The following is a 13,114-nucleotide window of genomic DNA, read 5'->3' on the forward strand; positions in this document are numbered from 1 at the left end:
GCTACATGTTACATCTTTAATCATGCTATTGCTTGTTACGCAAGCAAAAGGGCAAGATACACCGTATAGTAACCCTTCTTTTGAAAGTGCTTATGCTTTGGCGTATGAGGGCAAAACAAATACTGCCCACAATATATTGTACACTTTGATCAATGAACCGGAAACAGAGGAGGAAACTTCTATTCTATGGGCAAGAACCTTAAGTTGGCGAGGCCATTATGATGGTGCCAGATCTACGTTCAATACCATACTGTCTAAGAACAAGAATAACAGAGCAGTGTGGTTAGGGGCTATAAAGAACGAACTTTATGCCAAAAACTATCATACTGCACTTGGTCTTGCCAATAAGGCTTTACTGCATAAATCTAATGACCCTGAGCTACAAAGATTACGAGCTATTGCCATAGACGGGATAAATGGCATTGTTTATAGTGATAAAGCTTGGTATAATGTAGACAGTAAAATAGCAAGGAGTTCATCAAAACCAAAAAAAGAAACTGCTAAGGTTGCCGAGAGGGATACCTTGCAAAATGTACATAAAACACCGGTTACTGAAGAACAGCTTAAAAACACGGTTTCGGTAAACAGTTCGGTTACTTTTTACGATAAGCGTTTTGATCCTATTACAACCTCTAGTATTTCTTACAACAGGCAAACACCTTACGGAGTGATCATTCCTAGAATAAACAACAGCAATAGGCTAGGCAAAAACGGAATTCAATTAGATGTAGACCTTTATCCAAAAATTACCAAGGGTGTTTATGCCTATTTAAATTATGGTTATTCGGAATCTGATTTGTATCCAAACCATAAAATGGGTGGGGATGTCTACTATAATCATAAAAGTGGTATTGAATTTTCTGCAGGTGGTAGATTCATAAATTTTGCGACCAAGGATGTAAAATCTATAACCAATTCATTGGGGTATTATACTGGTAACTACTATTTTTCATTGCGATCGTACATTACGCCAGAAGCCGATAATTTAACCAATGTATCGGGGAATCTATTAATCCGCAAGTATCTAAAGGATGCTGAAAACTTTATGGGTATAAATGTAGGTGTAGGGTTTTCACCAGAGCTACGTCAATTTACTTCTGGTGACCAATTACTGGCAGAAACCCTATTGTATATAGAATCTCAACGATTAAGTTTTGAGTATCAGTTTACAAGTAAGAATAATTTGAGCGCTTATAGAACCAATGTTGGGGTTTTGAGACAAGAACAATCTTTTGACCCCGGTAGTTATTTCTATTCCATTTCAGCGGGGCTCACCTATGAGTTTAATTTTTAGAACCCATATCGGTAATCCATTTATCGGCATACATGCCATATACTAAGCCCAGTTCATTATCATATACATATTGTTCATCTTTACCGCTGTCAAAATTTACGTTGAAGACAAACACTTTAATTCCTGCATCTCTTAACGATAACATTAATTTCTTCTGACTGGAGATTATTCTACGTGATACCGCAGCGTATTTTACATCGTTCACCTTTAAGAAATTAATTTTGTCTCCCTTAATAGCCAATAAGGGTTCTTGGGAGATCATGGTATGTATACCGTTTTCAGATGCTTTTTCTACGGCCATAACACTGAACAATTCCATAATTAGTCGGTCCTTATCAATAAAAGCATTGGCAAAGGCTAGTGGGTCGTTTACTTTATCAGTTATTAAAGTAGCATCTGGGTGTTGCTTAAACCAAGTATTTATGCCTTCCATATCTAAGGTGGTATAATCCCCATAGATTTTCTGTTTCATAAATTGGGCATGTGTAGGGGGCAAGGTACCTGTATAATCCGTAAAGCGTGCCCACATGCTCCAATCATGTGCCGCTACTAATTTGCCGTCAGAGGTTTCTATAATATCCAGCTCAAAAAACCTGAATCCTTTTTTATAGTTTTCATCTAGGGCGTGTTTAGAATTGGTAGACTTTACACCATTGATTTCACCACCTGCGTGGGCAATGTAACGATCAATATTGTCTTCAAATTCATAGACCTCTCTTGGAAAATATATGGTAGTGTCCAATATTGGTGAAGCAATACGTATTTGCTTGGTAATGGAATTATCATCTATTTGCTCAAAAATTTGCCCATCTATATAATGCATAATATATGCTTGTCTTCCTTTTAATGTACTTAACTGGGGTAGCCCTAAATTGCTAAGTTCCTTCTGGTAGTCTTCTAATTTTGCGTCTGCGGAATCATGTGCCAATATGGCTATGCTAGCTTTGGCATTCATCATTTCAGTAAGTACTTTAATAAAATCTAGTACATCTTGATCACTACCGTAGGTGTCAAAAGACTTAAATTCTATTTTATGATCGCCTTGCAAGTGTACTATGGTCAGACCTCGTTCAATGGTTTCGGTTTGTGAACCATAGGTGAAGGTACTACGTTGGTGTGTATTAAAACTGTGGCTGTTGAGTATAAGTTCTACATTGGTGAAATCATCTACGTAAGCAGTATGCTCTTTTACAGCATGTGCATTTACTTGGTTACCTATTAAAAAAGTTACCAATATCGTATATAGTACACTTTTTGTTTTACTGCCGGGGAAACACATCATTATATGTATTGTTTTATGTTACTAAAGGTAAAAGATTATACCATACTTAAAGGATTACTATAAAAACGCAAATATCACCAAGGTATTGTTACTTGTTATCTTGCTGAAAATCAATCTTTTGCATTAATAAAAATTAAAATATTTCTTAACAATGGCTTAAAACATATATGAAAGTTAGTATTACGGATGGGTATTAAAAAGTGTCAAATTTGAGGGAAATACCGATTAAGTACCTAAAAATAGGAAGAACTACATTGGTCGCACCCCTAATAAAACACAGGGTTGAAGGGTATTTTTATGTTTAACAACATATTTAGGTAGTTTTTACAACATATTTAAATTGGTTCACCACATTTTATTGTGACAATCTTAACATCATTATATATTTACTATCAAGATATGAAAACCCAAATTAAGATTAACTTTTAAACCTACAATATGCTTTACGACACCTACGGTGAAGAATACCTTATTTTTCTTCAAGATTTAAATGAGATTTTAAGTATCAACGAATTAGCTGAGTTGGATTACATGTAAAATCTACCAAACCAAAACACCAATAAAATTTAAACCTATGGCACATCAAAACCAAGATTTCTCGTCCTATCAAAATTTCATCCAGGATTTAAATAGTATTCTGGTAAATTTTAATATCAATAAACTATCCTATTCTTAGGATGATAAAAAAGCAAAAAGAAAGCGCCCGTATAAAACGGGCGCTTTCTTTTTTAAAACAAAATTATATTTAGCCTAAATAGGTCTTAAGTAACTTGCTTCTAGAGGCATGTCTTAATTTACGAATTGCCTTTTCTCTAATTTGTCTAACACGTTCCCTTGTCAAATCAAAGGTTTGTCCGATCTCTGCCAAGGTCATGGACTGTTGATCACCAATACCGTAATATAGCTTTACTACATCTGCTTCTCTTGGAGATAGGGTGTCTAAAGCTCTATTGATTTCAGTGTTCAATGATTGCTGCAATAAGATGTTATCCGGTCTTGGAGATTCTCCTGAACGTAATACATCATACAGATTAGAATCTTCGCCTTCACGTAACGGAGCATCCATAGATACGTGTCTTCCAGAATTTTTCAATGATTGCTTTACTTCAGAAACGGTCATTTCCAATTCTTTGGCAATCTCTTCTGGAGACGGTGGGCGCTCATGTGCCTGCTCTAAATAAGAAAATGTCTTTTTTATCTTGTTAATGGAACCAATTTTGTTCAATGGTAAACGAACAACTCTAGATTGTTCTGCCAAAGCTTGCAATATGGATTGTCTGATCCACCAAACGGCATAGGATATAAACTTAAATCCTCTTGTTTCATCAAATCTTTTTGCTGCTTTAACTAAGCCTAAGTTACCTTCGTTAATTAGATCAGGTAATTTTAGACCCTGATTTTGGTATTGTTTTGCTACGGAAACCACAAATCTTAAGTTGGCCGTGGTCAATTTTTCCAAAGCTGCTTGACTACCTTCTCGAATCTTCTGCGCTAGTTCTACCTCTTCATTCGCTGTAATCAAATCAATTTTACTGATATCTTGCAAGTATTTATCCAGTGATTTCGATTCACGATTCGTTACCTGCTTGATAATCTTTAGTTGCCTCATATGTGTGTATGGAATTTAGAAGTTGTACAAGTTTACAGTATAGCATTTTTTATCGTAATAACCTAATGAATAACATCATAGTTCTACACCATTTATTAGCTTTAACAAAGATTTAAGGATTTATGACGTTACATTGGTAAAGCGTATTTTTGATGTCTTACAGCACATATTTATGAGTAAAAGGGCATTAAAAACACACCTATCCAAATCACCGAAAAAAGCGCTGGAAGAGCAGATATTGGAGTTGTACGAGAAATTTCCGGCGGTGAAGACTTACTATGACTTTGCCTTTAACCCTAAAGAGGATAAATTGGTGCAAGATGCCAAGGCAAAAATCTCAAACGAGTACTTCCCTTTAAAGAGAAAGCGCCCACGGGCAAGACGATCGGTAGCCCAAAAATTCATCAAACATTTTATTAAGTTAGGGGTAGACCCTCACCTTATTGCTGATGTCATGTGCTATAATCTTGAAATTGCACAGACGTTTTCAATGGAGAAAAATGTGCCCGACTCCTTTTTCAAGAGCATGTTGAATTCATTTAATGAGGTAGTTCACTTTACAAGCGTTCAAGGAATCTTTACTGATTTTAAAGAGCGTATTCTTAAAATTTATACGGAAACCCAAAACCAAAAATGGCCTTATGAAGAAGAATTTTCTAAAGCCTTGGATATAATTGATTAGCATATGGCAATAGTTATCATAAGACAAGACAATAAGATAGATCTATGGAAGAATGCATTGCTTAAAGAGAATAGCTCACTTAAGGTGTACAGCTATCTAGAAGAGCACCCAAAGGAAGATATAACCATGGCCTGTATTTGGAAACATCCAAAAGGTGCTCTGGCAGATTACCCAAACTTAAAATGTATTGCCTCTGCAGGGGCAGGGGTAGACTATATTTTTGAAGATGATACCAGACCTAAGAATATTCCCATTACACGTATTGTAGATCCTTATTTGGCCAGTGACATGTCTGAACATGTTCTGAGTGTACTATTGGCGCATCTTAAAAATTTGAACGCATATAAATTAGATCAGATAGACCATGTTTGGCAACCTAAGGATTACAAAAGAATTAAGGACGTTACCGTTGGCATTTTAGGTCTTGGCGAATTGGGCGCACTTACTGCCAAAGACCTCACTTCCGTTGGGTTTAAGGTACAAGGGTGGAGCAGAAGCAAAAAAGACATACAGGGCGTAAAAACTTTTGCAGGTCCGGAGGAAAAGGATTCTTTTTTAATGACTAGTGATATTTTGGTGTGCCTGCTACCGCTAACTCCGGCAACCGAAGGTATTTTAAATAAAGAATTGTTATCAAAACTTCCTCAAGATGCTTATGTTATTAATGTTGCCCGAGGGGGACACTTGGTAGATGAGGATCTTTTGGCACTTTTAGACGAGCAACATTTATCAGGGGCTTGTTTAGATGTATACCATACTGAACCCTTACCTAAAGACCATCCGTTTTGGAGCCATAAAAAAATACACATGACCCCTCATTACGCCAGTGTATCGGACACCGGTTCGGTTATTCCACAAATTGTAGAAAACTACAAAAGGTTAGATTCCGGCGAAAAATTGCAGAATCTGGTAGATATGAACAAGGGATATTAATATTGTGTTTTAAAGTTTTTTATTTCCTATACCCATAAAATTCTTATAATTTTATAAGGTTTTTGCATTATTAATCTAAATAAACGCCTACAAACCTTTTGAAGTTACATAAAGAGACCGCTGAGAAGACCCTGTACGATTATCAAGAGGAAGATCTACATACTATTTTTAAGTATCTAGAAGAGAACGGTGATAATTCTAACCTGCTGTACCAACTGCCTACCGGTGGTGGAAAGACCGTGGTGTTTTCTGAAATAGCCAAGCGCTACATAGCCAAGACCAATAAGAAAGTCATTGTACTAACCCATCGTATAGAACTTAGTCAACAAACCTCTAGAATGTTGAAAGGGTTTGGGGTAAAGAATAAAATAATTAATAGCGAGGTCAAAGAGTGGCAGGATCAAGATGAGTTCATGTGTTTTGTTGCCATGGTGGAAACGCTGAACAATAGACTTCAGGAAGAGAAGGTAGAGATCAATAACATTGGTTTGGTCATTATTGATGAGGCGCATTACAATTCTTTCCGCAAACTCTTTAAGTACTTTGAGAACTCTGTTATACTTGGGGTAACGGCAACGCCTTTAAGCTCCAATATTAAGCTGCCCATGAAAGACAACTATAAAAAGTTGATCGTGGGCGAGTCTATAGAATCCTTGATTCAGAAAAAATTCTTGGCTAAGGCCAACATGTACAATTATGACGTTAGCTTACAGACCCTAAAATTGGGTATTAGTGGAGATTATACAGTAAAATCGTCCGATGAGCTTTACGGAAACCATAGCATGTTGAACAAGCTTGTTTCCGCTTACAATGAAATTGCCAAGGGCACCAAAACCTTAATTTTCAACAACGGTATCAATACTTCTAGGTACGTTTGTGAAACCTTTAAAAAAGCAGGGTATAACATTCGTCATTTAGATAATAAGAATAATGCTGCAGAGCGAAAAGAGATTCTAAAATGGTTTAAAGAAACCCCTGATGCCATTTTGACTTCAGTAAGTATTTTGACCACCGGTTTTGATGAACCTAGTGTGGAGACCATTATTTTGAACCGTGCTACACGTTCATTGACCCTTTATTTTCAAATGATCGGTCGTGGTTCTAGATATCTGCCAAACAAACAGGAATTCAATGTTATAGATATGGGTAATAATGTTGCCCGTTTTGGACTTTGGAACGCTGGTATAGATTGGCAGGAAATTTTCCATTTTCCAGATTTCTATTTGGAGAATATTAAAAATGATGAGGAAATTGAGCGTGAATTCGTGTATGAAATGCCGCCGGACCTAAGGGCGGAGTTTGCAAAATCGACCGACATTGATTTTGACATTAAGGCGGAATACAAAAAGAGTTTTGCCAACGGTGAAAAATCTAAACTGGTGTTGGAAAAGAGTATTGAGCAACATGCCAAAATATGTGTAGAAAACTCAGAAGACGTTTTTGATGCCCGTATTCTTGCGAAAAAATTAAAGGAAGAAATTCAATATCGTGTACGCCAATATTCGTATTGTATTATGAACAATACCAAAAATTACAAGGAGTGGTTAGAGGAAGATTATGAGCGTAAACTACGTTCTAAAATCTCTAAACTTTTTGCGGCTAAAATGTAGGGGTAAAGACTAGGTTAGGCATTATGATTTAGAATAGGCGTAGTTGCCAATTCTGTATTTAGGTGCACCGTATTTTACGGGATATTGAAAAATGTAGGGTTCGTTACCTATTTACATAGAAGTTGGTTAATTTCAAGAGCTAGAACCACCAGAACGCTCTCAACTAATGAAAAATCGCTTATTATCACTCACCTTACTTCTAACCATTTTATTTTACGGCATTGCAGGCTATCACTTTTTAACCGGTTGGCATCCTATTGTCATGATGTTCATTGCCATTATTTTGGGGCTCGTGATCAACATTTTGGTATATGGCACCTTAAATGTTCTAGGTAAAAGTTTAAAGCAAATTTCTCTTCACTCTATAACCGCTGTTCTTAGCGCAGTTATTGTTTTTATCATTTTAAAATGTATTGGGTTCGGTTGGCCTACCTTGTTTTATACTTGCATCATAGTTTTAGGCATACTTTTATGTATTGCGCTATATCAATTTCAATTGAAAAGAAACCTTCTAAATGGTGCCTTTTTATTGATGCTTTTAGGCGGCACCGGTTATGTATTGTTCGCTCTGGCAAATTCCGGGTCGGACCCTTATGAGAAAGAAGTGCCATTGGCTTTTGCACATGACAACTCCTTTCCGCCAAAACCGGTTCCCATACAGAACCCTGCTGCACCTGGTGCGTTCACGGTACAAACGTTTACCTATGGTAGCGGAACGGATGCACAACGAGAGGAATTTTCAACCGGCGTAAAGTTTAAAACGACTACTGTTGATGGTTCCCTGTTAATTCCCGATTGGAAGGATAAAAAGAAAAAATGGCGCGAGCGCTATTGGGGTTTTGGTGCAGAGAATTTTCCATTGAACGGCAGGGTGTATATGCCAGAAGGTGAGGGACCTTTCCCCATTACCCTAATTGTACATGGTAATCATAGTATGATAGATTACTCCGATGATGGTTATGGTTATTTGGGGAATTTATTAGCGAGTAGGGGAATTATAGCGGTATCCGTAGATGAGAACTTTTTAAACGGTCATTGGTCTGGCGATTTTAGGGGAAAAGAAATGCCTGCGCGCGCATGGTTATTATTAAAGCACTTGGAGCAATGGAGAACTTGGAACAATCAAGAGGGTCATGAGCTATCGCAAAAGGTAGATTTGGACAATATCATGCTCGTTGGGCATTCCCGTGGCGGAGAGGCGGTTTCTATTGCTGCAGCGTATAATCCGTTACCCTATTTTCCTGATCAGGCTTTGGAAAAATTCAATTTCAATTTTGGAATTAAAGGGGTAGTGGCACTTGCTCCAACGGATTATAGATATGATCGTAAGATCATACTGAACAATATAAATTTCTTAAGTATACAGGGCTCTTATGATGCTGATGAAGTGAGCTTTTGGGGTATGAGACCCTACCGTCGGTTACAGTACACAGATTCTATTTCCAGGTTTAAGGCCGGGGTGTATATTCACCATGCCAATCACGGTCAATTCAACTCCACTTGGGGAAATTCGGATTTTGGAGCACCGTCTAAATGGTTGTTGAATTTAAATCCGCTTTTAAAGGAGGTACAGCAACAAGAAGCTGCCAAGGTATTTATCAGCTCCTTTGCAGAGGCTACGTTGAAGAATAGGGAAGAATACCACGCCATATTCAAAAATGTTTCCGTTGCCAAACAATGGCTTCCGGTAGAGCATTACCTTACTTCTTTTGAATCCTCTAATTTTCATACTATTGCTGATTTTGAGGCCGATATTGATATAACTACGGCAAAAGATAGCGCAAAGATAATAGCCACGAATATGGCACTTTGGAAAGAACAAAACCTACCTACACGTGATGAAGGTAGCCAAGAGAACAATGCCGTTATCCTGGGATGGGATTATGAAAATGCCACTAATAGTTCCGATAAAGCAAGGTATGAAATCTTGCTTTCTGCAGCTGATTCCATCCCTTTTAGAAATACCACAAGTCTGCAGTTTACCCTAGGTGCGGGCAATCACGAATGGTTGGATTTCAATTTGACCGATGAGCAAAAAGAAGCAAAAGAAGATGCTGAAGAACGTGAAGTGCCACAGTTGGATTTCTCCATACAGCTTACCGATAAAGCGGGACAAACAAGCATGGTAAAAGTGAGCGATATCAAAGGCATAACCAAACCTTTAAAAACCCGCTTTACCAAATTCGGATTCTTGGATAAGGAAATGATCGGTGAAGATTGGGAGGTGCAATTACAGACCTTTTATATTCCCCTGAAAGCTTTTTCAGAAGCAAATTCAACACTTAAGGTCGATGAGATCACTACGATCAGTTTTATTTTCGACCAAACGGATTATGGGGTAGTGGTGCTAGATGAAATAGGGGTTTCGGGTGATTAGTTGTTGGTTGTTGGTTGTTGGTTGATGGTTGATGGTTGACGGTTGATGGTTGACGGTTGATGGTTGATGGTTGATGGAAATTTAGCTTTGCTAAATTTCATAGAACAAAAAGTCTATACTCTATTTTCTATTTTCTCAATTCTTACTTAACACATTGTAAAATCAAACTACTTAATACTTAATACTTCGTACTTCGTACTTTGTACCTGTCAGTCAGTTCGAGTGAATTTCGAGGCACGAGAAATTAGTATCGAGAACTATTTCGTGTACCAAAGGTTCTAGATACCTGCCCGCCGGCAGGCAGGCACCTTTCTTGTTTCCGCTATGCTTCAACTAAAAAGCCACTCGAACTGACAATAGTACTTTATTGATAATCCGTAACATACAATCAACAGATTACCACGTCGCGAAAAGCTCCTTGCAATGAAGTAATAAACTTGCCAACCAACAACCATTTCCCGTACTTTGTAATTAATACTTCGGACTTTGTACGTAAAAAAACATCCCAAAACCCTTCTCGTAATCGCATTGGTATGGCCAGAACCTGCTTCTACTGCGGCCGGTGTTCGTATGATGCAACTGTTACAGGTTTTTAAAAACCAAGGGTACCGAATTACGATCGCTTCTGCGGCTTCAAAATCAGAATATTCGGCGGATATGGTAGCGCTTGGAAATGAAACTGCGGAGATCAAGATGAACGATAGTTCTTTTGATGTTTTTGTAAAAGAGTTAAATCCTGATGTGGTGCTGTTTGATCGGTTTTTGACCGAAGAGCAATTTGGGTGGCGTGTTGCTGAAAACTGTCCGCAAGCACTTCGTGTGTTGGATACGGAAGATTTAAATTCCCTTCGTCATGTGCGCGAGCAGTGTTTTAAAAAAGAAATTCCATTTACTACTGAAGCTTGGTTAGCTGATGATAAGACCAAACGGGAAATTGCCAGTATATATCGCTGTGATCTGTCCCTGATCATTTCCAGCTATGAAATGGAACTATTGACCGAAGTACTCAAAATAGATAAAAGTCTATTGTTGTTACTCCCTTTTATGGTCAATGAAATAGGAAACGATACCGCTTGGAAAATATTTGAACAGCGACAAGATTTTATTTTCATTGGCGGAGGCAAGCACGCCCCGAATATAGATGCCGTAAAATGTTTAAAATCCATTATATGGCCATTGGTGCACAAACAATTGCCCGAAGCAACTATGCATATTTATGGTGCTTATTTGCCACAGCAGCTATTAGAGATGCACAACCCAAAAGAGAAGTTTCTAGTACATGGTAGAGCGGATAATGTAGATGATGTAATGCAAAACGCCAAAGTATGTTTGGCTCCATTACGTTTTGGAGCGGGTATCAAAGGAAAATTACTCTCGGCCATGCAAAACGGCACACCCAGCGTAACCACCACTTTGGGCGCTGAAGGCATGCATGGTATTCTGGATTGGAACGGTTATATAGAAAACGACCACAGTGCTTTTGTAGAAGCTGCAGTTCGCTTATATACTAAAAAAGAAGCATGGCAAACCGCACAAGATCAAGCCAAAACTTTGGTCAATACCTTATACAATAAAACAAGTCTAGAAAGTATACTTTCAAACAGCATAGAACAGCTTCAAAAAAATATAACCACACACCGTAAACAGAATTTCATAGGTAGCTTACTACAACACCAAACCATGACCGCTACCAAGTTTATGAGTAAATGGATTGAGGAGAAGAATAAAGTGTAATATTTAAATTTGAATCTAATTTTTTACACTAATTATTTCTTTATCTAAAAGAAAATCTGGATTATGTTCTTCATATTTGGCATCAATATATTCTAAATAACTATATTCATGTAAATAGAATGAACTTCTCTGGTAATTAAGATTATTAATTTTTAAATTAGGATATCTATTTAAAATTTCCTCAGGTAATTCGTAATTATAACCGTAATAATATTTTCCTTGGTTTAAATTCCAGTTAACTTCTACATAGTCTACATCTTTAGTTCCTACAGAAGATTGAAAGTGGTGACTTTGTCTGTTGAAACTATTAGATGAAGGTCCATTGTATTGAAAATTATTTATAGCATCATTAGTAACATCTACATTCCAATAGTCAATATCCGCCAATTGAAATCCAACGGGTCTATCACCATATTTTAAATATAGATAATCAAAATTATCATTTGTGTAATTTAATGTAGTTATATATTTATCGAGAGTATTTAAATATCCTAAGTTGATAATGTTTGAGGTTATTTTGTCATTATCAAAGGGTAACATTAAGTTTAAAAGATAGCCGCCTCCTTCATTGTAAGCTTGATTTTCTTCAAAACCAACAATATTACAGAAGTATTCGCCCCCATCAGGTAAGTATAACGGCACAATTTCGTCATAACTTTGTAATTCTGAACTATTAAAACTTATAGTTGCACCATCGGTTAGGTCATTCAAAAATTTATATTTTGCATCTCCATTAGTATCATAAATAGAAAATAAATAACGATTATCTTGATAAAGTGGAATGTTCTCAAATTCGATATTCGTAACATGATTTACTGTGGTTTCACTAAAACCGCCTGATAAAGTAGATCCATATTTATTTGATAAAGTATAGGAAGCTGGAGAACTTAAATTGTTAGCATTAATTTTTAGTTCACCTATAACTTCTCCCCTTGATGTAAAATCTACTGGAGTACTAGATACTAAATTCCATAAAGAACCGTCTCTTACAGAAGAATATGTTGATATACTTATATATGTATTTCCTTCATAATTCCGAACATTAATTAAACTGATATTATTATCATGAATAGCGGTAGTCATAGGCTTTTCAAAATGTACAGAAGCTCCATTGTCTATTTGAATATAGTCTAAAACATCACCGTTATTGGCATCATTTACAACTAACCAAGATTCGCTGTTTTCAGAATAATAATTATTATCTACGTTTAAAGTAAAATATGTTTCAATTTCAATAGGTTCTTCTTCTATGGGATTTTCTGATTCCGGTTCTGACATAACATCTTCTGATGAATCTGAGGAACAAGAAATAACAATAAATATAACTGGAAGTAATATTAGAATGATTTTTTTCATAATTACTAAACGAAGCTTTGATTAATATATTGGTTTGCTATAAATCTTAAATATGTTATAGACATTCATGGATTATGACATATAGAATACCTCCTGCTACAACACCAAACCATGAGTACCACCAAGTTTATGAGTAAATGGATTGAGGAGAAAAATAGGGGTAGTGCGTGGAATTTAGTTTTGGCTCAAATATGATTAGTTGTGTGGTTTAGTACTTAATTTTTCTAAGTAGGCGAG

Annotated in this window: 9 protein-coding genes; 6 read left to right on the forward strand and 3 right to left on the reverse strand. The window is 36.7% G+C overall.

Annotation, left to right across the window (positions count from 1 at the left end; genetic code table 11):
- Window positions 1-22 precede the first annotated feature (22 nt).
- Window positions 23-1,294 (forward strand): YaiO family outer membrane beta-barrel protein, encoded by a 1,272-nt coding sequence (locus I600_RS01105; protein WP_167342499.1) that lies wholly within the window; start codon window positions 23-25, stop codon window positions 1,292-1,294.
- On the opposite strand, the gene I600_RS01110 is transcribed toward I600_RS01105, so the two are convergent.
- Together I600_RS01110 and I600_RS01115 are read right to left on the reverse strand one after the other, a co-directional pair.
- Window positions 1,284-2,576, reverse strand: coding sequence for an interleukin-like EMT inducer domain-containing protein (locus tag I600_RS01110; protein WP_157490825.1), 1,293 nt, complete (start codon window positions 2,574-2,576; stop codon window positions 1,284-1,286). The genes I600_RS01105 and I600_RS01110 overlap by 11 nt on opposite strands.
- A 745-nt stretch (window positions 2,577-3,321) precedes the next feature.
- Entirely contained in the window at window positions 3,322-4,185 is an 864-nt protein-coding gene (locus I600_RS01115) for a sigma-70 family RNA polymerase sigma factor (RefSeq protein WP_036154298.1), read from the reverse strand.
- Window positions 4,186-4,357: 172 nt separating this feature from the next.
- Here I600_RS01115 and I600_RS01120 point away from each other — a divergent pair, with 172 nt between their 5' ends.
- From I600_RS01120 to I600_RS01140, 5 genes are all read left to right on the forward strand, one after another.
- Complete coding sequence (locus I600_RS01120; protein ID WP_058102678.1) at window positions 4,358-4,867, forward strand: DUF6155 family protein; 510 nt, start codon at window positions 4,358-4,360, stop codon at window positions 4,865-4,867.
- Between the two features lie 3 nt (window positions 4,868-4,870).
- Window positions 4,871-5,800, forward strand: a complete 930-nt coding sequence (locus tag I600_RS01125; protein WP_058102679.1) for a 2-hydroxyacid dehydrogenase — start codon at window positions 4,871-4,873, stop codon at window positions 5,798-5,800.
- A 98-nt stretch (window positions 5,801-5,898) separates the two neighbouring features.
- Complete coding sequence (locus I600_RS01130; RefSeq protein WP_058102680.1) at window positions 5,899-7,410, forward strand: DEAD/DEAH box helicase; 1,512 nt, start codon at window positions 5,899-5,901, stop codon at window positions 7,408-7,410.
- Between the two features lie 166 nt (window positions 7,411-7,576).
- A complete protein-coding gene (locus tag I600_RS01135; RefSeq protein WP_058102681.1) occupies window positions 7,577-9,787 on the forward strand; it encodes a hypothetical protein in 2,211 nt (736 codons plus the stop codon).
- 486 nt (window positions 9,788-10,273) lie between these two features.
- Complete coding sequence (locus I600_RS01140; protein ID WP_058102682.1) at window positions 10,274-11,521, forward strand: glycosyltransferase; 1,248 nt, start codon at window positions 10,274-10,276, stop codon at window positions 11,519-11,521.
- 15 nt (window positions 11,522-11,536) lie between these two features.
- Here the strand turns inward: I600_RS01140 and I600_RS01145 are convergent, their stop codons facing one another.
- Window positions 11,537-12,877: a hypothetical protein gene (locus I600_RS01145; RefSeq protein ID WP_058102683.1), complete on the reverse strand. Its 1,341-nt coding sequence runs from the start codon at window positions 12,875-12,877 to the stop codon at window positions 11,537-11,539.
- Between the last annotated feature and the right edge of the window lie 237 nt (window positions 12,878-13,114).

The sequence above is a fragment of the Maribacter dokdonensis DSW-8 genome (genome assembly GCF_001447995.1).
GTDB classification, from domain to species: domain Bacteria; phylum Bacteroidota; class Bacteroidia; order Flavobacteriales; family Flavobacteriaceae; genus Maribacter; species Maribacter dokdonensis.

Coding starts and splice junctions, on each gene's coding strand:
- I600_RS01105 (WP_167342499.1), top strand. CDS start 23: ATGCTATTGCTTGTTACGCAAGCAAAAGGGCAAGATACACCGTATAGT.
- I600_RS01110 (WP_157490825.1), bottom strand. CDS start 2,576: ATGATGTGTTTCCCCGGCAGTAAAACAAAAAGTGTACTATATACGATA.
- I600_RS01115 (WP_036154298.1), bottom strand. CDS start 4,185: ATGAGGCAACTAAAGATTATCAAGCAGGTAACGAATCGTGAATCGAAA.
- I600_RS01120 (WP_058102678.1), top strand. CDS start 4,358: ATGAGTAAAAGGGCATTAAAAACACACCTATCCAAATCACCGAAAAAA.
- I600_RS01125 (WP_058102679.1), top strand. CDS start 4,871: ATGGCAATAGTTATCATAAGACAAGACAATAAGATAGATCTATGGAAG.
- I600_RS01135 (WP_058102681.1), top strand. CDS start 7,577: ATGAAAAATCGCTTATTATCACTCACCTTACTTCTAACCATTTTATTT.
- I600_RS01145 (WP_058102683.1), bottom strand. CDS start 12,877: ATGAAAAAAATCATTCTAATATTACTTCCAGTTATATTTATTGTTATT.